The sequence below is a fragment of the Spirillospora sp. NBC_01491 genome, from assembly GCF_036227065.1.
Lineage (GTDB): Bacteria > Actinomycetota > Actinomycetes > Streptosporangiales > Streptosporangiaceae > Spirillospora > Spirillospora xylanilytica.
In genome coordinates this window covers 4873670-4898100 of sequence record NZ_CP109432.1, presented here as the reverse complement: position 1 = coordinate 4898100, position 24431 = coordinate 4873670, and the positions used below count along the sequence as shown (strand labels likewise).

Below are 24431 nucleotides of genomic sequence, written 5' to 3'. Positions count from 1 at the left end.
TCACCTGATCAGGCCGGGCGCGGCCTCGGCGGTGCGTCCGAACGGGCTCCCCGCGACCCGGGCGGCGGCCTCGTCCCCCGGGTCGAACGCCGCCAGCACCTCGGCGTGCTCCGGGTACGCGGGCGGGACGGGGCCGCGGGCGCCGATCAGCACCCAGCCGCGCGCCCGCACCGCGCCGATGAGGAACCCGGCGTCGGTGATCTCGCCGGCGCCCGCCACGATCAGCACGTCGAACTCGGCGGGCGGCCTGGCCGCCCCGATGCCCACCGGGGTGCCGACGACGAGGTCAGCCGCGCGGAGCAGGACCTCCCCGGTCGAGTCGCCCGCCTCGTGCCCGGTCTCGGCGGCCTCCAGATACCCGGTGAGCTGCTCGATCCGGGTCATCGCCCGCTCCTGGTGGGTGGTCAGCAGCCCCGGCTCGCCGGCCGGATCGGTGCCGCAGATCTCCCGGACGTTGTCCCGCGAACGCGACTCCGCCTCCTGAAGGGTCTCCAGCTCAGCCGAACGGGCCGCCAGCTCCTCCGCGGAACCGGTGCGCCGCCGCTCCAGCTCCGTGCGGGCCTCCGCCATCTGCGCGCTCGCCGCCCCGGCCTCCGCCCGTTCGCGCTCCGCCTCCACCAGCGCCTCCTCGCGCGCGGCGCGGACCGCGGCCAGCCGCTCCTCGATCGCCCGCGCCGCCTGCTGCGCGACCCGCGCCTCCAGGCCGGTCTCGGTGGCGTGGTCGACGGCCTCGGCGGCCTTCCGTGCCTGCCCCTGATGCTCGGCGGCGGCGCTCTCCCGTTCGGCCGCCAGCCGGACGAGCTCCTCGCCGAGCCGCCGCTGCGTCTCCCGCGCCGCGTCCATCCGGGCACCGCCCTCGTTGATGAACGCGGTGATCCCGGCATGCGTGCCCCGGGCCGCCTGCGCCGCCTCCTTGGCCACCTTCGCGCGGCCCGCCGCCTCGTCCGCCTCGCGGGTACGGGCCCGCACCTCGGCGCGCAGATCCTTCAGGTCGGCGGGCGAGGGTGCGACGTGCAGGCGCTGCCCCAGCGACATCTTCCGCCTGCGCGCCGCCAGCGCCGACTCCGCGGTGACGAGCCGGTAGTAACTGGTGTGGCCTTCGGCGGACGCGTCCGAGTCGGCCGCTGCCAGCCGCTCGGCCTCCTCGGCCGCCGCGGGCAGTTCCTCGCGCGCCCGCGCGAGGTCCGCGGTGAGGGACTGCTCCAACTGCTGTGCGGCCTGCCGCTCCGCGTGCCCACGGGTGCCCCGCTCGTCCAGGTCGACGACCCGCGCGTGCGCGGTGTCGGCGCTGCGGGTCAGCTCACCGGCCTCGGCCGCCGCCGCGTCCGCGATCGCCTGAAGCCGTTCCGCCTCGGCCAGCGGACCGGCCAGCTCGGCGGCGGCCTCCGCCAGCTCCTCCGCGAGCCGTTCGCTTTCCGCCTCCGCCCCCGCGGCGGCCTGCTCGGACTCGATGACGGTGCCCTTGAGGCCCTCGATCCGCGCCTCCAACGCCGCGATCTCGGCGTCCAGCTCCTCGCGCCGCCGCGCGTGCGCCTCGCGGAACCCCTCCAGCGCCGCGACGTCCCGGGGCCACTGCTCGAGCCACAGCAGCCCGCGCTGCAACAGCCGCCCCTCGGTCTGCCACGCCCGCCGCCACGCCTCCCCGACCGGCCGCACGGACGCCCCGCGAGTCCACGCCTCGGGAGGCTCATGGACGCGGGGGGCGTCGTCCACGTCCTCGCGCGTGTCCTCGTCGTCGTCCGCGATCTCGGGCAGAGTCTCGGGCCTGGTCATCACGGACGCCGAGTCGGGCCGCGTCTCGACCTCGACCTCGACCTCGGCCTCCGCGGGCTCGGTCGGGGGCTTCAGGGACTTGAACTCGACCGTCCCGTTGGAGCCGATCTCCGGAAGCGCCTCGGTCTCGGCCTCCACGAAGGGCAAGGCCGTGGTCTCGGACTCTCCGGCATCCTCGGGCTCCACAGGGGGCAGCGCCGCGGTCCGCTCGGACGGTCCGTGCCCCGGAACGGCCAGCGCCTCGACGATCAGGGGGAAGATCCCGGCGTCGTCGTCCACGACGTCCCGGAGCAGTGTCTCGGCCCTCTCCGCCGTGGGCGCCAGCAGCAGCGCGCGTTCCCCACCGGCCAGCAGCCGCTCGACGACCTCCCGGACCATGGCCGACTCGGAACCGTCCTCGGGCACTCCGAGCAACCGGACCCGCGTCCCGGCGGCCCCCTCCAGCGATTCCGGATCGACCAGCAGCCGCGCGAGATCCTCCCACTCGCCGTAGACGTCCTCGGCCCGGAACGAGCGCAGCGCCGAGACATGAGCCGTCCAGCCGACCGCCGGAACGTCCTCGGACTCAGACGCCTCCCGCAGTTGCTCGTTCAGCCGCTCGTACACCTCGGTCAGAGGGCCGTACACGGCCTCGACCCGCTCCCGCAGCGCCGCAGCGCCATCGTCGTCCGCATCGGGGATCGAGGGCGGGCCGACGGCGTCGTCGACCTCCTCGTCGTCCTCAACCTCGTCGTCGTCCTCGTCCTCGGACGGGGCGGGGTCGTCTTCCTCCTGCGGGGCCGGCACGCCGGCGCCGATGCTGTCGGGCATGGTCTCTTCGGCCAGGTCATCGACGATCGCGGTGCCGTCGGGGATGGTCTCCTCCGCCCCCACCGACGACGTCCCGGCCGTGGACTCGGCGCCGACGGTGCCGCTGTCGCCGGTGGTCGTCTCGGCCTCCGGGACGCGCGGAGACGGCGGGGGGCCGTCCTCGCCCGACCTGCTGGTCTCTGCTGGCTGGTCCACCGACGCCATCCCGTTCCGATCGCTCAGGGGCCATATCTCCCCTTCTGCCCAGGACTAACGTCTCACATCGTCTCGGCGGGTGGACGATCACGGGCACCGTCGCCCGGCGGGGGCGCCCCGAGCGGCCGGAGTTGAGACATCCGGCACCTCCGACGTCCGCAGATCTGTGTCCATAATCGAGGACGGAATCCGCATTTCCGGCTTGCTGGGAGGAATGTGAAGTTCGAGTGGGTCGAGCCCGCACCCGAGCCCCGTCCCGGAGAGGCCCCGCCGGTCCCCGCAGGTCCCGCGCCGCCGTCCCTCGCGGAGTCGCTGTCACGCGAGCTCGCCGCTGAGATCGAGGCGATGAACGACAGCCTGGACATGATGACGGAGATCGCCGAACGCGCCGTCCGTGCGGAACCGGCCGACTCGGACCTGCCGCCGGAGAGTTTTCGTCCTGACCGATTCCATCGTCCCCCGAACAGCGGCTAGAACGCGCCGGCCGACGTCCTGCCTGATCAACGCCGACCGCCCCAATCCCCGCATCGCCATCCTTACCGCCCGCGCCCGTTAAGCCTTTGCCGCCCCTACCGCTCCGCTTTACTGTCGTCAGCGACACTGTCGGTCTTGTGGGGGTTCGGGTGTCTATTCCGGGGTGGAACATCGACGTGGCGGGCGTCCGATCCGCACAGGCACGGACCATCGCGGCGATCGAGCCGCTCCAGGGATACGCCGAGACGTACGGCGAGGCGCTGTGGTCGGCGGGCTACGCGACCGGCAGCGACCGCATCACCCAGGCCCTGGACGGCTTCGGCGAGCACCACCGCCACACGCTTCCGCTGGCGGCCAAGCGGACGTCCAACTGCATCCGCGGCGCGACATTGGCGACCAACGCGTACCTGTCCGCGGACGAGGAGATGGCCGCCCGCGCGCAGCACAACGCGACCATCGCCCCGCGGCCGGACCAACTCGGCAAGCCGCACAAGTGATCAACGCCAATGATCTGGAGTTGCTGGCGGGCTCTCTGGATCCGGCGAGGGTGTCGAGCGAGGCGGAACGGCTGAAGTCCGCCGCGACGGGAATCCGCACGACCGGTGAGAACGTCAACAGTGCCTGGTCATCCGGCCTGAACCCCGGTGTCTACCGGGCGCCGGAAGCCGAGGAACTGCGGCAGGCGGCCCGTCCGGTGCAGACGGTCACCGCCGACTTCGGCTGGCGGCTGTGGAAGGTGGCCGGTGCGCTGGCGGCGTACGCGGCCGAGATCCAGCCGATCAAGTCCCGTCTCCAGGCGCTGTCGGTCGAGGCGACCGCGTTCGTGGCCAAGGCCGACGCGACCGGAACCGAGTGGCTGGGCGACGAGGACATGGTCGCTCAGAACAACCGCCTGGAGGCCGGCGCCCGCGCGCAGGCGATGGCATTGGCGGCGGCCGAGGAGCGGTGCGCCGCACAGATCTACGCCGCCTACGGAGGCCGCGAGCCCATCCAGCCGAGCAGCGGCGCGCCTTCTGCCGGCATCCCCCCGTGGGGCACCCCGGAGAAGGCCGACCTGCCCTGGTACCACGACGCGTGGAACGGCGTCGGCCGCTTCCTCGGCGGCGTGGGCGAGACGACCGTGGGCGGCGTGGCCGCGCTGGTCGGGCTGCGGGGTTCCGACATGGCGGGCGAGGCGTGGAAGGGTCTCGGCCGCTGGGGCGCGGCCTCGTTCATCGTCAGCCAGCCCGAACTATGGGGCCTGCTGGGCATACCCGCCGTCCGCAAGATGGTGGTGGGTGAGAACAAGGCGCAGGCCAAGGCCCTGACCGCGTGGGACGAGTGGGGACGAGACCCGGCCCGCGCCAGCGGCATGGTCGTCGGGAACCTCCTCATGCTCGCCACGCTGAAGAAGACCGGGCCGCCCGCCGTCACCCGCACGGGCAGGCTGGCCCAGGGCGGAGTCAAATGGACCGGGAAGGCCCTACGAGCCGTCGACCCCGTCACTCACCTGATCAACGTCGGGATCAAGACCACCGACCTGCTCCGCCTCGCCAAGAACGGACGCGCCGGGGCGGACCTGACCCGACTCGACGCCGACCTTCCCAAGCTCCAGGACCACGCCCCTCAAACCGCATCCCGACCCCTCCCCAAGCCCACCTTCGACCCCGTCCGCACGGGCACCGGCGACTTCAGCTTCCCCAAAGGCGGCTTCGGCGAAGTCAAACAAGGCCCCACCCTCGCGGACCCGCCCCGGCAACCCGCCATGGCCGGAGCCCCACATCCCACCAACCCGCACTCCATCAACAGCGCCCACACCCCACCCGTCCCTGAGAAGAACCTCACGGGCGAGCCCCCGAGGGGCAGCGGCGGACACGACTCCACCCCCAAGGGCGACAACAACACCGGAAGCCCACCGCAGAAGCCGGGTGCGCCGTCCGCCAAATTCGAGGACCCGGCGACCGGCACCCCGCCCAAGAACGACGGCCCCGAGACACCCCCGCCGCCCGCCGAACACCCCCCGCACTCAGGCCAAGGACCCCACACAGGCCAAGGACCCGGAGAGCAACCCGGCACCCCTGCCCACGACCCCACCAACCCGCCGCCGGGGGAACACCATCACCCACAGGTCTACGACGACCCGGGCCAAGTAACACGCAAGGGGTTCGAGCCGGTTCTCGGTAGAACTGTCCTCAAGGGGTATCAGTATGAGCACGGCCACTACATAGATGAATTTGGAAACAAGTACGTCGATGTGCCAAGTAACTATAAAGAGATAAAGCAGTATGAGGAAATTCGAAATGACCACGGCGACACCAGGCGTATTGCTGAACATACCGGAATTAGTCGAGAAGTTCTGGACCGCGTCAAGCGGCATCTATTCTTCAAGACTCATGATGTCCCGCGTGGGCCGAATAAGGTCAACAGAGGACTGTTTGCGCCTCTGCCGAACGTGGCAGATCTCTGGGAAGGGGCAGCTCGAGGTGAACTTGAAGGCGTGAAGGCTAAAGACTTTCGCTACTTAATTACACATGAGGTAGTTGAGAGTCTCCTGATGGAGCATGGTCTACCCTATAGGAGTTCGCACCCTGGCGCGTATGGCCCACATGAAATGAACCGTCCTACACCTGAGTACTATGGAGCGCATGACCTGGCCCCTCCGGATAAGAAGGAACTCAATCAAGGCCACTATGATGATATGAAGATAGAAGCTCCTTCGAACTTTAAATTCGCCGATGATTTGTCAAACGTCAATGAATTTGTGGAACAAATTCTAAAGGGGATCAAATGGGGACCGACCAGGTAGATGCACTCCTGGCGAGACTGTTGAGAGTGCAGTGGATGGAGAGGGCTCGTCGTCGGCAGTCGCAGGTGCTTTTGATGCAGGAATTTCTTCGGCGTTCGTCGTGGTGGGCGGTGGAGCTTGAGTCTGAGGAGTGGCCGTTCTTTGATGTGGCTAGATTGGTGGATCCACAGGTCCGGGCTGATGAGGAAATGATTCGGGAAGTCACTGAGGATCTCGATTCAGGAATGGGATGGTATGAAAGGAGGATCTGTGCGTGGGCGCTGCATTTTGAAGCGCTGCGGGACGCAGGAGTTGCTCTACCTGATTTGCCTCATCCATTTGAGCCGTTGATTGTCATGTTTGAACGTGGTAGTGAGATATCTGTAGATGGGGGAGGGATCATTGATATCGACTTCCTTGGCTTTCGGCGCGGGAGGGCGCGTGATCATCTCACTGATAAGCAACTTGTGCCCCTTGAAGTAGATCTGCTCGATGCCCTGGACTGGGATATCGTGCTCGGCCGGCTGACTAAAATACTCGTCGGGCTCAAGGTTGGAAGTGAGCTGGCTATTACTCAACCAGTCGAACAGGGCGAACGGCGGGGGATTCGCTTTATTCGGTCCGATGAGGAGTTGATCGCTGAAGCCAAGGCCGGAGATCTTCACGTCGAAGAGGTTCTAGGTTCGGCAGAGAACGAGCGGCTGATGACGTCGACCGGAGGGCATTTGCTAAAGGATGAGGGTGCTGATCGCCGCCGGATAGCTGTGGTCGCTCCAGTCTCTGCTGAGCAATGTCATGCCTTGGCTGGCGTCGCGATAGCGGCTCTTCGTGAAGGTTTTGGAATCGCCAGCCCGGCTTTGTTGAACTATAAAGCGTGGCAGCAGGTAAGTGGCGAAGATATCGATCTACCCGATTTGGGAATCAGGCGGCAGTCGGCGCACTGACCTTGCTCGCCATGCAGTGTGATGCTTCTCGTGGCGCGAATGTGCGATACGTGAACGGTTGTGGTCGCTGCGGGATGTTCTGGATGATATGAACGGCAAATTTGAATGAGTGAGAAGAACCTGGAAAGATTATTGGAAGTGGAATGGACGGAGAGCGGCGACGGCAGTCGTAACTGCTTTTGATGCGGGATCTCTTCGTCGTGGTGAGCGGTGGAGGTTGAGTCTGGTGTCCGGTGCCTTGCCGGTCACGCAGATCGGGCAGCGTTGTGGTGGCCGGTCCGGGTCAGGTGACGGCGGTGAGTGTGCGCAGTTCTCGCGCGGCCGGAAGGGCCTGTGCCCGCTCCGGAACCGTCTGTAGGATTTGTCTCCCCAGCAGGTTTGTGCCGGCGGCCCTGGCTTCTGGTCCGGTATGCAAGGTGTTGACGGCTTGCTGTAGGCCGATGTCGACTTCTCCGGCCCTGATCAGTACGGCCGATTCCATGAGAGCCAGATTGGCGACCGGTGCCAGTGAATCTGTGGGGTACAGGGCGCGTGCTCGCGACAGCGCCGCACCCGCCCGATCGTCACCGGTCCGTGTGTAGACGTAGGTCTGCGCCCATCGGAACTGTGTCTCACGGAAGACCAACACTGATTGATCGTTCGCGATCTGGGGAACCTGGTCGAAAGTTCTATGAAGGTCGCCGAGCGACTCATTGGCTTTTCTGGTGTCGCCATGGTCCGCCGCCACATAGGAGCGTGCCGCATGAGCGCGTGCCAGTCCGGCCGACGGTGCCCCGTTCGCGATCTCGATCGCTTCACCCGTCAGATTGGTGATCACCTGATCAGGTCGCCTGGCCCAGAACGCATCTTGGGCGGCGCGTCCGCGTACCCAGACGCGTAGGTCGCGGTCGCCGGATGCGTCGGCGGCGCGTTTGGCGGCGTTCCATGACATTCGTGCGGCGCGTTGGTCGCCTGAGTCCCCTAGATCGATCGCCAGGACGCCGGACAGTCCGGCGCTGACCCGCAGTAGTCCGGCGGTGTCCGGGGCGTTGTGGCGCCGTTTGAGGATTTCACCGACGGCGATGATGTCGGCGGTCAGATCGTTGATCAGAGTTCCGGTCGGGCGGGTGACGAGCAGTTGGCCGTACTCGTGCACGGTGGCATCCCATTCGGCCAGGTCAAGCGGGTTGCCCAGTGCGTCATCGATCCCGGAGAAGACCGTTTCCAGTGCGCCCGGGGGGATCGCTGTCCCGGCTGCTAGCGCGGCGATGATCTGAAGTGCGGCGCGGCGTTTCACGTCGTCGTCCCCCTGGTCGGGAGTTGAACTTTCCCCCACGGTACCCACAGGCACGGTCGCGCGGTTCAGGGGAGGGCCGGGGAACAATTCGTGCATGGGGATGTCGTAGGCGGTGGCGTAGGCGGACGCCCAGTCGCGGGGAAAGTGGTCGCCCTTCTCCCAGCCGAGAATCTGTCGGCTAAGGGTCTTGACCTTCTGTGGGGTGGGGGCGATCCCCACTGCCTCCAGCAGGTGGCGGGCCATGGCGAACTTGCCCCACCTGCGCGCTTCGCGTTCGGCCTGGAGCCGGACGGCCCATGGGGGGCGCTGCTGGTCGGTCATGTCGTCGGCACCCTTCCGCACCGGAGGACACCGTGTCGCATCCCCACCGTGACGCCATTGTCTGCGTTCCGTCAGGCACTGTGCAGGGCTTTGACTCGAATCCCTACAGGGGCGCATGCGGGAAGTCAGGTTGGTCGCCTGCGAACGCGTCCTCGTGGGCATCCGAGAGACAGGGCGGCCCCGGACGGTGTTCGCGCACCGCTCCCCGGGGCCTTGACCGGAAGGAAGTTCGGCCCATGACAGATCGTACGACCCGAGACGCCCGGCTTGCGGCGCTGGCCGCGCATCTGGCCGCGCGCGGTTTCGATGTGGACTTGACCGCGAGTGGGCTTCAAGTGACCAACCCCCGGGTGCCGGGGTGCTGTGACGCGGTGGTTATGGCGGGGGACCTGATCACGTGCGCGCCCCGGAAGAGTGACGGCGGCCGGTGGTGGTTCTTCACCTCGTGGCGCGAACCGATCGCGCCCACCGACGAGATCGTCAACGCGACCGTCTTCATCCTGGGGTACCTGCGTCGGCGTCCCGAGGCCCAAGGGGCGAGGGGATGACGGCCGTCGTCGAGACGACCCCCGACCTGATGGCGGGCGAGCTGCGGCGCCGGTTCCCGGGGGTGCCGACGTGGCGTGGGGAGTCCACCGGAACGTGGTGGGCGATGGCGCGGGACCGGTCCGGGCGTGACCGCCTGGTGGAGGCGCCGACCGCGGCCGCCCTCGGCCGGCTCTTGGAGGAGATCGGCGTCCGGCCGCACGGCTTCGTGCCGCGCTACGGGCGCGATGCACAGACCGGCGCGACGGTGCGGTTGATGCCTTCCCCGCATGCATCCTGCACCGTCGCGCCCACCAGATCGGCCCCGGCCAGGCATGCGCGGAGTGCCCGGGGCGGGTGGTTCCGGCGCCTGGTCGGCTGGCTGGTGGCGTGATGGGCCTCGACGCTTGTGATTGGGTGCCAACCATGGTTCTCGTCCCCTGACGAGTGAGGATCGAGGCCCAACACGTGTTCCGGCACCTCCGGCGTCCGCAGATCTGTGTCCATAATCGAGGACGGAATCCGCATTTTCGGCTTGCTGGGAGGAATGTGAAGTTCGAGTGGGTCGAGCCCGCACCCGAGCCCCGTCCCGGAGAGGCCGCGCCGGTCCCCGCAGGTCCCGCGCCGCCGTCCCTCGCGGAGTCGCTGTCACGCGAGCTCGCCGCTGAGATCGAGGCGATGAACGACAGCCTGGACATGATGACGGAGATCGCCGAACGCGCCGTCCGTGCGGAACCGGCCGACTCGGACGTGCCGCCGGAGAGTTTTCGTCCTGACCGATTCCATCGTCCCCCGAACAGCGGCTAGAACGCGCCGACCGGCGTCCTGCCTGATCAACGCCGACCGCCCCAATCCCCGCATCGCCATCCTTACCGCCCGCGCCCGTTAAGCCTTTGCCGCCCCTACCGCTCCGCTTTACTGTCGTCAGCGACACTGTCGGTCTTGTGGGGGTTCGGGTGTCTATTCCGGGGTGGAACATCGACGTGGCGGGCGTCCGATCCGCACAGGCACGGACATCATGAGCGTCGGGTGGGGGTGGTCGGGGGGAAATCTTCGGCGGTGAAGCATCCAGGTCGCCAGCGGATGACGATGGTCCGTCCGGCCTCCAATGAGGAGTTTCGCGCCATGGCGGAAATATCTGTCAGTGTTCTTCGTGATGGATTCAGAGTTTTCAATACGTCCTTGCTGCACTATCGGGCCTGGCGGCAGGCCGATGACGCGGACATCGATCTACCTGACCTGAGGATAGCGCGGGAACTTGTAGGCTCTTTTTGTTGGCAAACTGAATGACTGAAAAGAATGGCATTGCCTACCACGGTCCTTAGTGTTCTGGATGCAGACTGTCGGCTGGTAGGGATGTATTGGAGCTGGGAGATGGCAATGAGTGATGGTGATTCCCGTGTGAACCTCCTCCTGAATAGACTCCTCGAAGTGGACTGGCGTGAGATGTTTGAACAGCGGCAGTCGCAGGTGCTTCTGATGCAGGAGTATCTCCGTCGCGCTTCGTGGTGGATGTTGGAGTTTGAGCCCGATGCATGGCCGTTTTTTGATCTCGCTAAAGCGGTGGATCCACAGGTCCGGGCCGATGAGGATGTCATACGGCGATTCAGTGAAGATCCGGATTCGCGAATGGGATGGTATGAGGAACGCATCGGTGCCTGGGCGCTGCATTTTGAAGCGCTTCTGGACGCGGGGGTCGTGCTGCCCGACCTGCCGAATCCGTACGAGCCGCTGATCCTCATGTTTGAACGTGGTAGTCAGATATCGATCGATGAGATAGGCCGCATTGACGTCGACTTCGTTCAAATGCCCCGTGCATGGCCGCGCAACTATCGCGTTCAGGAGCCGTTCGCGCCTATGGGCCACAAGTTGCTCGACATTCTGGAATGGGAACTGTTGCTTCGTGCGCTGACTGGGGTGCTCTCTGATCTCGGGGCTCATAGTGAACTGGAAATTTCCGTTCCTGGTTTGGAAGGGCGTCCGGGCGTGCACTTTATTCGGACTGATGACGAGCTGATTGTCGACGTCGAGGCAGGGAATCGTTCTGTAGAAGACCCGGCGGGGGAAAGCCTTGGTCACCAACGGATGATGACGGCCCTTCCGGCTTCCAACGAACGGTTTCACGCTCTGGCAGAGATGGCAGTTAATGCTCTTCGTGACAGATTGAGAATTGCGGACCCGGCTTTGTTGCGCTACAGCGCGTGGCGGCAGGTTGGTGGGGCGAGAATCTACCTGCCGAATTTGTGGGTCAAGCCCGATCCGTCCACCTGAGCCTGCTTGCCGTGGTGCGTCAGTGGGGTGTGGAGGTTCGGTGAGCAAGGACATGGTGGTTCTGGTGCGGCAGGCTCCGGATGAGGAGGCGGTCGCCGGGGCCCTGGTGGCGGCCGGGGAGGAGTTGCTGGTGACGGGGTTCGGGGACGGTGGGGTTCTGCGGCTTTCGGAGCCCGACGGGGGACGGGTGCTGGTGTCCGTGGATGCGCCGATGCTGGTCGAGACCCCCGGAGAGCTGGAGCGGCTGCTCGGGCCCGAGGTGGCGCACCTGGAGCCGCCGGTGTGGTGGATCGAGGTGCGGGCCTCTGAGGAGCCGGACGGCGCCGAGGTTCCGGCGCTGCGCTTCGCGGCGGAGCTGTCGCTGCGGCTGGACGGGGAGGTCTGGGCGGACGACCCGGCCTACAAGAAGCGGGCGGGGTTGAAGAGCCGATGATGGAGCATCCCTCGCTCGACCTCGTCACCGACAAGTGCGGGATGGTCATGCTGAACCGGTCCGTCCTGTCGCTGTCGGTGCGGATGTCCGAGGCGCTGCGGGTGTCTGCGGACGCCTCGCTGAACCTTGTGGTCACGTGCCGGATGGGGCGGCTGACGCTGCCGCTGCGGCTGGCGATGGGCGGCCCGGATCGCCTCTGGGCGGTCAAGGGTTCCGACAACGTGTACTACGACGGATTCAGCGGGTCGATCCTGATCTGGGACGGGGCGGAACTCGTCCCGCAGGAGGATCGGCATGGCGACTTCGTGTCGGCCGCGCCGCCCGAGGCGCGGCAGTTGCTGGTCAGCGTGAGTGTGCGGCATCCGGCGTCGGAGCGGCTGAGGGTCGGGACGGCCACCGAGTTGGTGTGCCGCCTCCTGACCGGGGCCGAGCCCGGCGGGTGGGGCACCTGCGAACCTGCGGGCATTCCGTGGCGGACGGGCCAGGTGACCGAGCTGTGCCGGGCGCGAGCACCCCAGCGCACCTTGCTCACGTTCGTGGCGGGCCCGGGGGCGCGCCGGGCGGTCGGGACCCTGGAGGTCGTCCGAACGGCGGGCGGGGTGGAGGAGAGGGTGTCCATCGGGACGGCGCTGACGTGGGACGAGCCGCTTCCCGACCTGGCGGGGCTCGCCGAGCGGGTCGCCTCGCGGTTCGCACTGGTCTCGATGACGGCGCAGGCGGCGCCCGGACGGGCCGATCTGACGACCGAGGCGCGCTTCCAGGGGCTGCCGGCCCCGATCGGGCTGGCGAGCGGGGACGGCCGCTGGGCCGCGGTGGGGGACGGGCGTGATCCGGCCGACTGGGAGCGGTTCCGCGAGGCCATGGCCGGTCTGGGCGGAGCCTAGCGGTGCGGGCGCGGTCCGCTCGCGCCCGCACCGCCCGCCCCGGGGTCAGTGGGGGTTGGTGGCCAGGAGCTCCGCCAGCAGGTCGTCGAGGGTGACGATGCCGGAGAACTCGCCGTCGGCGTCGTTGACCACGGCGAGCTGGGCGCGGGCACGGCGGAGGCGGGTCACCGCGTCCAGGACGGTCGTCTCGGCGGTCAGGACGGGGGCCGGGTGGGCGAGGTCGGCGGCGCGCCGGTCCCCGTCCTCGGTGATGGCGGCGCGGACGTGCACGATGCCCGTCATGGCGCCGTCGCGGTCGCGGACCAGCAGCCGGCTGTGCCCGCTGGCGGTGGCCGTGCGGCGGATCCGCACGGCCGTCTCGTCCGCGCCGATCGTGGTCACCGAGCTGGCGGGGACGATCAGGTGGCCCACGGTGGCCTCGCGGGCGGAGATGGCGCGGCCGAGCAGCTCGTGGTCGTGCCGGCCGATCAGCCCCAGCCGGCGGGACTCGCCGAGCAGGTGGCCGAGCCGCCGGGTGTCGGTGTGGCTCTCGATGTCGTCGCGCGGGGTGACCCCGATGAGCCGCAGCAGCCCGTTGGTCGTGGAGTTGAGCGCCGCGAGGACCGGCCGTGAGACCTTCGCGAACGCGCGGAACGGCAGCGCCAGGAGCAGTGCGGAGCGTTCCGGGTGCGCGATCGCCCACGATTTGGGCGCCATCTCGCCGATGACCATGTGCAGGAACGTCACCACGGCGAGTGCGACGGCGAGCGCGACGGCCTTCGAGCCCGCCTCGGGGACGCCGAGGGCGTGCAGCGGCGGTTCGAGGAAGTGCTCGAACGCCGGTTCGGTGACGATGGCCAGGCCCAGGGAGCACATGGTGATGCCGAACTGGGCGCCCGCCAGCATCAGCGACAGCTCGCGCACGCCGGCGACGGCGGCGACCGCGGGACGGCTGCCGCGCGCGGCGGCGCGTTCGAGCTGCGAGCGGTTGGCGGCGACGAGCGCGAACTCGGCCGCGACGAAGAAGCCGTTCCCGACCAGCAGGAGCGCGGTGATCAGGAGGGAGGTCATCAGGTCCACGACGCCTCCCGGGCCGGCTGGGCGCAGGGCGGGTCGGAGACCTCGGCGCGGTCCGGACGGTCGCGGGCCGGGGCCTCGTCGGAGTGGCGCAGCCGGATCTTCTCGGCGACGCGGCGGGCGACGCTGACGATCTCGAGCTGGACCTGCCCGGCGGGGCCGGCGGCGGGGTCGAGCTCGACGGTGAGGCGGTCGCCGGGGCACGGCAGCCGGCGCAGCTCGGCCATGGCGAGGCCGCCGAGGGTGTCGTAGGCGTCGCCCTCGGGCAGGGCCAGGCCGGTCAGCCGGCCGATCTCGTCGATCCGCATCCCGGCGTCGACCAGCCAGGACCCGTCGGGCCCGGTGGTCGGCGCGGTCTCGCGCGCGTCGGTCTCGTCGGCGATCTCGCCGACCAGTTCCTCGGCGACGTCCTCGAAGGTGAGGATCCCGGCGAGGCCGCCGTACTCGTCGACGACGCAGGCGAACTCCTCGCCGGTATCGCGCATCTGATCCATCACGCCGTACAGCGGCTGGCTGCCGGGCACCAGCAGCGCGGGCCGGGCGACGCGGCGGATCGGGGTGGCCGGGTCGAGGGCGTCGTCGACGACCTCACGGACGCCGGCCACGCCGATGACGTCGTCGACCTCCTGCCCGTACACCGGGTAGGCGGTGTGGCCGGTCTCCCTGATCAGCTCGACCAGCTCGGCGACGGTCGCGGTGCCGGGCAGCGTCCGGACCTGCGGGCGCGGCACCATCACCTCGTCGGCGGTGCGGTCGCCGAACGACAGGGCGCGGTCGAGCAGGCCGGACAGGTCGGCCGGCAGGTGGCCGGCGCTGTGCGACTTGCCGATGATGTCGCCGAGGTCCTCCAGGGTGACGCCGCCGTGCAGCTCCTCGACCGGCTCGACGCCGACGGCCCGCAGCAGGCGGGTGGCCGCGCGGTCGAACAGCCGGATCAGCGGCCCGGCGACGGTCAGGTAGACCAGGGTGGACGCGGCGAGGGCGCGGGCCAGCGACTCGGCGCGGGCCAGCGCCAGGTTCTTGGGGAACAGCTCGCCGAGCAGCATCTGCACGAGCGTGGCGAGCACGAAGCCGGTGGCGAGGGAGATCGCCCCGGTGGCGCCGGCGGGCACGCCCGTCAGCTCCAGCAGCGGTTCGATCAGCTCGGCCAGCGCGGGCTTGGCGATGAAGCCCACCACCAGGGTGGTCATCGTGATGCCGAGCTGGGCGCCGGACAGCATGAACGACAGGCCGCCGACGACCTTGAGGGCCCGCTTGGCCGGGATGTCGCCCCGTTCGGCGGCCTCGGAGAGGCTCGCCCGGTCGGCGGCGACGAACGCGAATTCTTGGGCGACGAAGTAGCCCGTCGCGGCGGTGAGCAGGAGTACGGCGACTACGCCCAGTACCGCGCTCACCATGGGGCACCGGGTCTATGACTGGGGTCCGACACTGCGGACTCTCAACTCCTCTCGATAGACGTCCTCACCTGCGCAACGTCACCTCACACCAGGAGGTTCCCCCAGCACAAGGCGGTCCGGCGTGATGATCGCCTCACTCCCGGTGGTCGTCCGGCCGATCCGGGCCCCGGACGCGGCGCCGGGGGCGGATCCGGACGCGGCGCCGGGACGGGCGCGGGACGGGTGTGGCCGATGGCGGCCAGCGGGTCCGGTGCCGTTCGTGCGCGGGTATTGAATCAGTGTTCGGCCGGGCCCGGGTTCGGCGCCATGAGCGGGGACGATCGGGGAGCCGCCAGGATCGATAGGCGGATGAGACCGCTTGTCTCGACAAGTGTCACCGATCACACTTGCTGGAGAGCGTAGGCCCGATCCTGGGGCGGTCCCCGCCCAGGCCGCCGGGACGGGGGACGCCGGGGGAGCATCGCGCAACGGGGACACAGTGGACGGCGATCGCGGGGCTGACGTGGACGAGAGCGGGGCCGGAGCCGGGGCCGGGGCCGGTGCCGCCGCGCCCATGAGCCGGGAAGGCGTCGACCATGCCCTGCGGAGCCTGCGGGAGGAGAAGGACCGCATCTCCGCGGCGCTGCTCGACCTCGACGGCCACCACGGCAACCGGCTCCTCGAAGGGGCCCGGCTGACCGGCGAGACCTGGCGCCGCTGGGACCAGGCGCAGGACCGGCTGGCGATGCTGTGGCGCACCTTCGACGCCTACCAGCGCGTCCTGGACGCCGCCGGGTCGCTCCGCGACCGGCAGTCCCGTCCCGATCACGCCGTGCTGGCCGAGCTGACCGGGCTGCTGACCGGGCCCGCGGTGGAGGTGCCCGACGGCCGCGTCCCGCTGGAGCGGCGCACCCTGCTCGGCCCGCAGGAGCGCCGGATCACGCTGGACGAGGCGGTCGTGATGATGTCGGACGCCTACGCGTTCGTGGCGGGCGAGATCGCGGCGGCCGACGCGGCCTGGACGGCCCTGCTGGTCCCCCTGGAGGCGGCCGAGGAGAGCTGGCGCGACACCGCCCGCCTCGCCCACGCGCTGGAGGGCACCCGGCATCCGGAGCTCGACCGGCTCGGCCGGGAGCTGACCGCGCTCGGCCAGGTGGTCCGCACCGACCCGCTGTCGCTGGTGCGCGACGGCCGCGCCGACACCGGCCGGCTCGACCGGGTGCGGTCCGCGCTCGGCGGGCTGCGCGACGAGCTGACCGAGATGACCGCGCTGCGCTCGGAGTACCCCGCGCGGATGGCGCAGATCACCGGTGCCGTGGAGGAGGCGGAGACGGCGGCGCGGCGGGCGCTGGAGGCGCGCGAGACCGCGCTGCTCAAGATCGCGTCCCCGGGCCTGCCGGAGCCGCCGCCCCGCGCGGAGCTCCGCGACCGGCTGGACGTGCTGGACGGACTCCGCGAGGCGGAGCGGTGGGCCGACCTGGCGCGGCGCGTCGCCGAGCTGGAGCGGATGGCCGCCGCCGAGCTGGAGCGGGCCCGCGCCGACCTGCGCCTCAGCACCGGCCTGCTCGACCGGCGCGGCGAGCTCAGGGGACGCCTGGAGGCGTACCGGGCCAAGGCCGCCCGGCTCGGCATGGCCGAGGACGAGCGGCTCACCATCCTGTACGGGCAGGCGCGCGAGCTGCTGTGGACGGCGCCCTGCGACCTGCGGCGGTCGACCGCCGCGGTGGCCGAGTACCAGCGCGCGATCAAGGCGTGCGAGAGCGGGACGGGGACGCGGCGATGATGCGATGCACCCAGCACGGCTGCACGGGCGAAGTGGACGCCGACGGCTTCTGCGGCGTCTGCGGCATGGCCCCGGTCTCACCCCCCGCCCCGGTCTCGGCCCCTGCCCCGGCCGCGGGTCTGGTTCCGTCGCCGTCCCGACCCACCGCGCCGCCTCCCCCATCGGGCGCGCCGCCGCCCACCGCGCCGCCGCCGGTCGCGCCGTCGTCCCCGCCTGGTGTGGCCCCGCTGTCGGTGGCGCCGCAGGTGGGGAGCTTCCCGACCACGCCGTCGCCGAGCCCGTCCTCCCCCAGACCCCAGACGGCGGCCGAGGGGTCGGGGCCGTCGGGACCGCAGGGGTCCGGGCGGACGGCGTCACGCGCGTCGCGGGGGACCGGGGCCGGCGGCTCGGCCCGGCGCGGCATGCTCGGCGCCGGGCTGGTGGAGGTGCCGCCCGTCCCGTACCGCGATCCGGCCTCGGCGGTGATGGCCGACCCGCAGGTGCCGGAGAAGCGGCGGTTCTGCAGCCGCTGCGAGGAGCCGGTCGGGCGCACCCGGGAGGGGCGCGCCGGGCGCACCGAGGGGTTCTGCCGCAACTGCGGGCACCCGTTCTCGTTCACCCCCAAGCTCCGCGCGGGCGAGCTGATCGGCGGCCAGTACGAGGTGCTCGGCTGCCTCGCGCACGGCGGGCTCGGCTGGGTCTACCTCGCCCGCGACCACAACGTCAGCGACCGGTGGGTGGTGCTCAAGGGCCTGCTCGACAGCGGCGACGCCGACTCGCTGGCCGCCTCGACCGCCGAGCGGGCCTTCCTCGCCGAGGTCGAGCACCCCAACATCGTCAAGATCTACAACTTCGTCCGGCACGGCGGCTCCGGCTACATCGTGATGGAGTACGTCGGCGGCGAGTCGCTCAAGGACATCCTGCTGCGGCACCGCAAGGACCAGGGCGAGGACGCGGCGCTGCCGCTCGGCCAGGTGATCGCCTACGGCCTGGAGGTGCTGCGCGCGCTCGGCTACCTGCACGGCGTGGGACTGCTCTACTGCGACTTCAAGCCCGACAACGCGATCCAGTCCGAGGAGCAGCTCAAGCTGATCGACCTCGGCGGGGTGCGGCGCTCGTTCGACGTCAACAGCCCGATCTTCGGCACCCCCGGCTACCAGGCCCCCGAGATCTCCGACCAGGGCCCGTCGGTCACCTCCGACCTCTACACCGTCGGCCGCACCCTGGCGGTGCTCAGCTTCGCGTTCCGCGGCTACACCCGGCGGCATCTGCGCAGTCTCCCGCCGCGCGGCGAGGTGCCGCTGCTCGCGCGGTACGAGTCGTACCACCGGCTGCTGCGCCGGGCGACGCACCCCGATCCGGCCCAGCGCTTCCAGAGCGCCGCCGAGATGGCCGAGCAGCTCACCGGGGTGCTCCGCGAGGTGCTGTCGGCCGAGGACGAGATGCCCCGCCCGGCGCCGTCCCCCCTGTTCGGGCCCGAGCAGCACGCGGCGGGCACCGAGGTCGCCGGGGCGGGAACGCTCGGCGCGGCGGGCGTCCCGGCGGGCGGCGCGGCGGTGCCGGTGCTCGCCCGCCTCGACGCCGTGGCCGCGGCGGCGGCGCTGCCGGTCCCGCTGGTGCACGGCGCCGATCCGGCCGCCGCGTTCCTCGGCGGCCTGAACGTCCGCGACCCGCGCGACCTGGCGGGCGCGCTGAGCGGCGCGCCGATGTCCTCGCCGGAGGTGCGGCTGGCGCTGGTCCGGGTCCGGATCGGGCTCGGCGAGCTGGACGAGGCGGGACGGCTGCTGGAGCAGATCGGCACCGACCGTCCGGGCGACTGGCGGACCGACTGGTACCAGGGGGTCCGGGCGCTCGCCGCCGGGCGCGGCGCCGACGCGGCGCAGATCTTCGACGCGCTGTACGACCTGATGCCGGGGGAGCCCGCGCCGAAGCTGGCGCTGGCGTTCTGCCACGAGGTCCGCAACGACACGCCCGCCGCCGACCGCTTCTACGAGACGGTGTGGCGCACCGACCCGACCCATGTGAGCGCGGCGTTCGGGTTGGCCCGCGCGCGGCTGGCGGCCGGTGACCGGGCCGCCGCCGAACGGGTCCTGGACTCGGTTCCGCGCATCTCCAGCCACTACGTGGCCGCACAGCTCGCCGCCGTGGCCGCCGCCGTCCGGGGGCGCGGGCCGGGGGAGCTGAACGCGGCCACGCTCATCGGGGCGGGCCGCCGCCTGGAGGCGCTCTCGCTCGACCGGGGACGATCTGCCGCGTTCTCCGCCGAGGTGCTGGAGGCGGCGCTGGTCTGGCTCAGGTCCGGGGCCGCCGCCGGGGCGGCGGGCGGTGAGCTGCTCGGCATCCCGATGCTGGAGGCGCCGGTCCGGGGCCGGCTGGAACGGATGTACCGGCTGCTGGCCAAGCTGGCCGAGGGCGCCGGTCACCGGCACGCGATGGTCCGGCGGGCGAACTCCGTCCGGCCGAGAACGCTGTTCTGACGTGGACGCGGTCATCGGACCCGGCGAACCCGCGGCGGCCTGTGCCGCCTGCGGGGAACCGCTCACCGTCCGGGACCGGTTCTGCGAAGGGTGCGGACGGCCCCGCACACCCGCGCAGGTAGGACGGCCCCGCGCCCCCGAGCCGGACGGACCGCCCGGCGCCGCCGAGCCGGGCGGGCCGCCGCGCGCCGCCGGGCCGGGCTGGACGGCCCCTCTAGCGTCGGTCGCGTACAGCGCCGGCGCGGACCCGCTCACCTGCGCCGACTGCGGGAGCGCCGCGATCGGCCCGGACGGGTACTGCGACACCTGCGGGCTTCGGCAGCCGAGTGGCCGCGAGCATGTGGAGATCGAGGTGGCCGCGCCCGGCGGCGCGTTCGCCGCGCCGATCCGGGCCGCCGGGGTGAGCGACCGGGGGCTGCGCCGTCCCCGCAACGAGGACGCGTTCGCGCTGGCCACCCTCGCCGACACGGTGTGCGCGGTGGTGTGCGACGGCGTCGCGTCCGCGCCCGGTTCGGAGGAGGCCGCCAGGGTCGCCGCCGAGACCGCCGTGGCCGTGCTCGCCCGCCGCCTCGCCGCGGGCGCCGACGCGCGCACCGCGACCCGCACCGCCGCGAGCCGCGCGGGCGAGGACGTCGCCGCGCTGGCGGGCGTCGTGCCGGCGGGCGCCGCGCCGGTCCCCGACAGCTCGCCCGCCTGCACCTACGTGTCGGCGATCGTCGGGCCCGGGACGGTGACGATCGGCTGGATCGGCGACAGCCGCGCCTACTGGCTGCCCCATTCGGCGCGGGCGCCCGAGCTGCTCACCAGGGACGACTCCTGGGCGGTGCGGATGGTCGCGCGCGGGACGATGACCGAGGCCGCGGCGTGGGCCGACCCCCGTGCGCTCCTTCTGACCGCGTGGCTCGGCGCCGACGCGGGCACCATCGACCCGCACCTGGCCTCGTTCGAGCCCGCCGGTCCGGGGCTGGTGCTGATCTGTAGCGACGGCCTCTGGAACGACCTGCCCGAGGCCGCCGGGCTCGCGGCCGTGGCGCTGGACGGGCCGGCGCCGCTCGCCGATCCGCTCGCGGCGGCCGGACGGCTGCTGCGCGCGGCCCTGGACGCCGGGGGACACGACAACGTCACCGCGGCGCTCATCCCGTTCCCCCCGCCCCACCCGACCGGACCTCCTCCGGCCGCACCTGCCGAGACGTCCAGGGAGACCCGCAGATGAGCGACCTTCCCGCCTTCACCGTCAAGATCGACCACAACCCCCACCTCCCCGCGGGCGGCCGGGAGCTGCACGCCATCGTGACCGTCGAGGCGGCGCGCGAGGGCGGCGGCGGACGCGCCCCGGCGGCCGAGGCCGCCGAGATCATCATCATCGACACCTCGGGCTCGATGACGTACTCGGGCAAGATGGCCGCGGCCAAGCGCGCGGCCAAGGCGGCGGTGAACGTGCTGCGCGACGGCGTCCGGTTCGCCGTGATCGCCGGGGCGAACCGGCCGCGCCTGGTCTACCCGCAGGACGAGCGGCTCGTCCGGGCGAGCGCCCGCACCCGGCGGGACGCGGCGAGCGCCGTCGGCCGGCTCGACGCCGCCGGGGGCACCGCGATCGGGTCCTGGCTGCTGCTGGCGAACCGGCTCTTCGCCGAGCACCGCGACGCGATCCGGCACGCGATCCTGCTCACCGACGGCAAGAACCAGCACGAGCCCGCCCCCGAGCTCCAGAAGGCGCTGGACGCCTGCTCGGGCAACTTCGTGCTGGACGCGCGCGGCGTCGGCACCGACTGGGAGGTGCCCGAGCTGCGCCTGATCTCCTCCGCGCTGCTCGGCGGGTTCCTGGACGTGCCCGACCCCGCCGACCTGGAGGCCGACTTCCGGGCGATGACCGAGGCGGCGATGGGCAAGGCGGTCGCGGACGTGACGCTGCGGGTGTGGACGCCCCAGCACGCCGAGCTGCGGTTCGTGAAGCAGATGGTGCCCGCCGTCGAGGACCTCACCGGCCGCCGCGTCCCGTCCGGCCCGCAGCTCGGCGACTACCCGATCGGCGCGTGGGGCGACGAGGACCGCGAGTACCACCTGTGCGTCGAGGTGCCGGCCGGCGACGTCGGCCGGCAGATGCGCGCGGCCTGGGTGAAGCTGGTGGTCCCCGGGACCTCCGCCGATCCGGACGAGCGCGTCCTGGCGTCCGGGAACGTCCTGGTCGAGTGGACCGACGACGAGGCCAAGTCGACCCGGATCAACGCCCGCGTCGCCCATCACACCGGGCAGTCGGAGCTGGCGGGGGCGATCCAGGAGGGCCTGGAGGCGCGCCGCGAGGGCGACGAGGACACCGCGACCGCGCGGCTGGGCCGGGCCGTGGTGCTCGCCAAGCAGGTCGGGAACGAGCAGATCTCCGCGCTGCTCGACCGGGTCGTCGACGTCATCGACCTCGACTCCGGCACCGTGCAGCTCAAGGGGGAGGTGTCGAAGGCCGACGAGATGTCGCTCGACACCCGTTCGGTCCGGACCGTGCGGACCCGCGTGGACGGCGGGACCTCCGACCAGGCCGGGAGCTGAGGCCGCCGTGCCGGTCTGCCAGAGCGGGCACTCGTCGGTCTCCGACGACTACTGCGACGTGTGCGGGGACCTCATGGAGGGCGCGCCGCGCGCCGAGTTCGCGCCGTCCCCGCCCGTGGGCCCGCCGGTGTCTCCGTCTCCGTCTCCGTCCGCGTCATCGCCGGTGCCGGCGGCCTCGGCTTCGGCCGCGTCCGGCACCGGGGCGTCGAACGGGTCCGGAGCGCGCGAATCATGCCCGACCTGCGGCGCGCCCCGGTCGGGACGCTTCTGCGAGGTCGACGGGTACGACTTCGAGACGCGGGCGCAGCACACCGTCCAGCTCCCGTCCGAGGGGTTCGCCGTCCCGCCCGCACCCCGCGCACCCTCGCCCGCGTCGGGGCCGCTCGGCGCGCCGGCCGAGGCATACGCCGCCGGTCCCGCACCCCCGGGCCTGTGGACGGCGCTGATCAGCGCCGACCGCGCGTACTACGACGCGGTGGTCGCGCTGGGCGGCCCCGGCGCCGCCGCGATCGCGTTCCCCGCGCACTGCCCCGACCGCCGCGTCGTGCTGGCGGGCGACCGGATCCGCATCGGCCGTAGGAGCAACTCGCGGGCGATCCTCCCCGAGATCGACCTGAGCGTGGCCCCCGAGGACCCGGGCGTCTCCCATCTGCACGCGGTCCTGACCGCCCGGCCGGACGGCTCGTGGGCGCTGACCGACCCCGGGTCCACCAACGGCACGACGGTGAACGGCGCGACCGAGCCGATCGCGGTGAACGTCCCGATCCCGCTCGGCGACGGCGACCGCGTCCACCTGGGTGCCTGGACCACCATCACACTGTCCGCGCAGGGAGAGACCTCCTCATGACGACGCCGCCTCCTGCCGGACCGCCCCCAGCAAGGCCCCACTCCGCCGGTCCTGCCCCGACCGGGCCGCCCTCCGCCGGGCCTCCCGGGCCGCAAGGCCCCCCAGGGCCGCCGGGACCGCCGGGGCCACCGGCCATCGGGTCGTCGACAGCGACCTTCGCCGCCCCGTCCGCCCCGTCCACCGTGCCCGCCGGGACCGCCGTCCGCCATGCCGCGCCGTCCGGCCGGGCCCCCGAGGCCGCGCCGGCCCGTCCCCCGGACCGGCGCGGCCCGGGGCTGATCACGTTCGCCCGGGGACGGTGGCTGCGCACGATCCCCGGCAGGATCCGCGCGTTCGTCGTGGTGATCCTCATCGCGATCGTCGCCCTGCTGGCCGTCCTGGCCGCCGCGATCGGGAACGCGCGCGACTCCGTCCAGACGATCGGGCACGACGCGGGACCGCAGGTCGTCGCCACCGGCACCCTGTTCTCCGCGCTCAGCGACATGGACGCGCAGGTCGCCAGCGTGCTGCTCATCGGGCGGGAGCACGACCTCGGCATCGGCCACGACGGCGCGCTCGGCGTCTACGAGCGGCGCCGCTCGGAGGCGGGCGCGGCGGCGGTGCAGGCGGCACAGCTCGCCGGGCGTGATCCGCACCTGCGGCAGCGGGTGCAGGCGGTCATCGACGGCCTCGGCCGGTACGAGCGGCTGGTCGGCGAGGCCATGGTGCTGGACCGGCAGTCCGCGCACGCCGCCGGGGAGCCGCCCAAGCAGGTCGTCGACACCTACCGGCGGGCGACCGACCTGATGAGGCTCGAACTGCTGCCGCAGGCGTACAACCTCACGCTCGACAGCGGCGCGGCCGTCCGGCAGACCTACGAGACCAAGCGCACGGCGGTCCTGACCGGCCGCGCCTGGGTCGCGCTGACCGGGGTGCTGGTGCTGCTGCTCCTCCTCGCCGCGCAGGTCTACCTGGCCCGGGGGTTCCGGCGGCTGGTCAACCCGGCCCTCGCGCTGGCGACGGTGGCCGCGCTCGCGCTGGTCGGCGCCGGGTTCGCGGAACTGTCCGCGCAGGCCGGGCACATCAAGAAGGCCAAGATGTACGGGTTCGACTCGGTGCTGGCGCTGTCCCGGGCCCGCGCGATCAGCAACAGCGCGTTCGCCGACGAGAGCCGCTACCTGCTGGATCCCGGTAAGGCCGACACCTACGAGCAGACCTACCTCGACAAGTCGCTCGCGGTCATCTACCCCGACCTCGGCGACAAGCCGGTGAACCTGGAGAGCTACTACGCGGGCCTCGAACAGCAGGCCGGCTCGTACCGGCCGGGCAAGGGCGACGCCCCGTTCCTGGGCTTCTTCGGCGACGAGGCGTCCACCGTCCGGCCGGGACGCGAGGCGGACGCGCTGGGCCGCACCCTCCAGGCGTACCGCGCCGTGCAGCGCAACGACCAGCGCATCCGGCAGCTCGCCGGGTCCGGCGACCGGACCGGCGCGATCAAGCTGCGGATGGACCGGGACCGGACGATCCGCGACTTCAACGCCTACGACGCGGCGCTGCGCTCGCTCACTGCGCTGCACCAGGGCGCCTTCGACAGCGCCATCGAGGCCGGCGACGGCGGGCTGCGCGCCTGGCGGGTGCTGCCGCCGGCCGCCGCGCTCGTCATCGCCGCACTGACCGTCGCGGGTGTCCGGCCCCGGCTGGCCGAGTTCCGCTGAACGCGAGG

At 71.4% G+C, this 24431-nt stretch carries 20 protein-coding genes; 16 read left to right on the top strand and 4 right to left on the bottom strand.

Annotated features, from left to right (window positions below; all coding sequences use genetic code 11):
* Positions 1–2778, bottom strand: coding sequence for a hypothetical protein (locus OHA34_RS22745; protein WP_329518845.1), 2778 nt, complete (start codon positions 2776–2778; stop codon positions 1–3).
* Between the two features lie 216 nt (positions 2779–2994).
* Here OHA34_RS22745 and OHA34_RS22740 point away from each other — a divergent pair, with 216 nt between their 5' ends.
* The 4 genes from OHA34_RS22740 (at position 2995) to OHA34_RS22725 (ending at position 6960) form a co-directional block, all read left to right on the top strand.
* The gene (locus tag OHA34_RS22740; protein ID WP_329518844.1) at positions 2995–3252 is read left to right on the top strand and encodes a hypothetical protein; all 258 of its coding nucleotides are present in this window, start codon (positions 2995–2997) and stop codon (positions 3250–3252) included.
* A 149-nt stretch (positions 3253–3401) separates the two neighbouring features.
* Positions 3402–3749, top strand: a complete 348-nt coding sequence (locus OHA34_RS22735) for a DUF6507 family protein (RefSeq protein ID WP_285939650.1) — start codon at positions 3402–3404, stop codon at positions 3747–3749.
* The gene (locus tag OHA34_RS22730; RefSeq protein ID WP_329518843.1) at positions 3746–6037 is read left to right on the top strand and encodes a hypothetical protein; all 2292 of its coding nucleotides are present in this window, start codon (positions 3746–3748) and stop codon (positions 6035–6037) included. The genes OHA34_RS22735 and OHA34_RS22730 overlap by 4 nt, the downstream gene beginning before the upstream one ends.
* A gap of 35 nt (positions 6038–6072) precedes the next feature.
* Complete coding sequence (locus OHA34_RS22725; RefSeq protein ID WP_443029656.1) at positions 6073–6960, top strand: TY-Chap domain-containing protein; 888 nt, start codon at positions 6073–6075, stop codon at positions 6958–6960.
* Positions 6961–7243: 283 nt separating this feature from the next.
* On the opposite strand, the gene OHA34_RS22720 is transcribed toward OHA34_RS22725, so the two are convergent.
* The gene (locus OHA34_RS22720) at positions 7244–8557 is read right to left on the bottom strand and encodes an XRE family transcriptional regulator (RefSeq protein WP_329518841.1); all 1314 of its coding nucleotides are present in this window, start codon (positions 8555–8557) and stop codon (positions 7244–7246) included.
* Between the two features lie 236 nt (positions 8558–8793).
* Here OHA34_RS22720 and OHA34_RS22715 point away from each other — a divergent pair, with 236 nt between their 5' ends.
* The 6 genes from OHA34_RS22715 to OHA34_RS22690 all read left to right on the top strand — a co-directional run bounded on the left by OHA34_RS22715 (position 8794) and on the right by OHA34_RS22690 (position 12670).
* On the top strand, positions 8794–9105 hold the full coding sequence (locus tag OHA34_RS22715) for a hypothetical protein (RefSeq protein WP_329518840.1): 312 nt from the start codon (positions 8794–8796) through the stop codon (positions 9103–9105).
* Positions 9102–9476: a hypothetical protein gene (locus tag OHA34_RS22710; protein ID WP_329518839.1), complete on the top strand. Its 375-nt coding sequence runs from the start codon at positions 9102–9104 to the stop codon at positions 9474–9476. The genes OHA34_RS22715 and OHA34_RS22710 overlap by 4 nt, the downstream gene beginning before the upstream one ends.
* A 155-nt stretch (positions 9477–9631) precedes the next feature.
* Positions 9632–9889: a hypothetical protein gene (locus tag OHA34_RS22705; protein WP_285939649.1), complete on the top strand. Its 258-nt coding sequence runs from the start codon at positions 9632–9634 to the stop codon at positions 9887–9889.
* 624 nt (positions 9890–10513) lie between these two features.
* Positions 10514–11353, top strand: a complete 840-nt coding sequence (locus OHA34_RS22700; protein ID WP_329518838.1) for a TY-Chap domain-containing protein — start codon at positions 10514–10516, stop codon at positions 11351–11353.
* Positions 11354–11393: 40 nt separating this feature from the next.
* Positions 11394–11786, top strand: coding sequence for a hypothetical protein (locus OHA34_RS22695; RefSeq protein WP_285939658.1), 393 nt, complete (start codon positions 11394–11396; stop codon positions 11784–11786).
* Positions 11783–12670 carry a DUF6177 family protein gene (locus OHA34_RS22690; protein ID WP_329518837.1) on the top strand — a complete coding sequence of 296 codons (888 nt, stop codon included), beginning with the start codon at positions 11783–11785 and terminating at the stop codon, positions 12668–12670. Before OHA34_RS22695 ends, OHA34_RS22690 begins: the two co-directional genes overlap by 4 nt.
* Positions 12671–12715: 45 nt before the next feature.
* On the opposite strand, the gene OHA34_RS22685 is transcribed toward OHA34_RS22690, so the two are convergent.
* Positions 12716–13720 (bottom strand): hemolysin family protein, encoded by a 1005-nt coding sequence (locus tag OHA34_RS22685; RefSeq protein WP_329522437.1) that lies wholly within the window; start codon positions 13718–13720, stop codon positions 12716–12718.
* Positions 13720–15123, bottom strand: a complete 1404-nt coding sequence (locus OHA34_RS22680) for a hemolysin family protein (protein ID WP_329518836.1) — start codon at positions 15121–15123, stop codon at positions 13720–13722. The genes OHA34_RS22685 and OHA34_RS22680 overlap by 1 nt, the downstream gene beginning before the upstream one ends.
* Before the next feature lie 502 nt (positions 15124–15625).
* Between OHA34_RS22680 and OHA34_RS22675 the strand changes: the two genes are divergently transcribed.
* The 6 genes from OHA34_RS22675 (at position 15626) to OHA34_RS22650 (ending at position 24423) form a co-directional block, all read left to right on the top strand.
* On the top strand, positions 15626–16885 hold the full coding sequence (locus OHA34_RS22675) for a hypothetical protein (RefSeq protein ID WP_329518835.1): 1260 nt from the start codon (positions 15626–15628) through the stop codon (positions 16883–16885).
* On the top strand, positions 16882–19341 hold the full coding sequence (locus OHA34_RS22670) for a serine/threonine-protein kinase (protein ID WP_285939664.1): 2460 nt from the start codon (positions 16882–16884) through the stop codon (positions 19339–19341). The genes OHA34_RS22675 and OHA34_RS22670 overlap by 4 nt, the downstream gene beginning before the upstream one ends.
* 1 nt (position 19342) lies before the next feature.
* Positions 19343–20554 (top strand): PP2C family protein-serine/threonine phosphatase, encoded by a 1212-nt coding sequence (locus OHA34_RS22665; protein WP_329518834.1) that lies wholly within the window; start codon positions 19343–19345, stop codon positions 20552–20554.
* Positions 20551–21882: a VWA domain-containing protein gene (locus tag OHA34_RS22660; protein ID WP_329518833.1), complete on the top strand. Its 1332-nt coding sequence runs from the start codon at positions 20551–20553 to the stop codon at positions 21880–21882. The genes OHA34_RS22665 and OHA34_RS22660 overlap by 4 nt, the downstream gene beginning before the upstream one ends.
* A 7-nt stretch (positions 21883–21889) precedes the next feature.
* Positions 21890–22729 carry an FHA domain-containing protein gene (locus OHA34_RS22655; protein WP_329518832.1) on the top strand — a complete coding sequence of 280 codons (840 nt, stop codon included), beginning with the start codon at positions 21890–21892 and terminating at the stop codon, positions 22727–22729.
* 182 nt (positions 22730–22911) lie between these two features.
* Positions 22912–24423, top strand: coding sequence for a hypothetical protein (locus OHA34_RS22650; RefSeq protein WP_285939669.1), 1512 nt, complete (start codon positions 22912–22914; stop codon positions 24421–24423).
* The last annotated feature ends 8 nt before the right edge of the window (positions 24424–24431 follow it).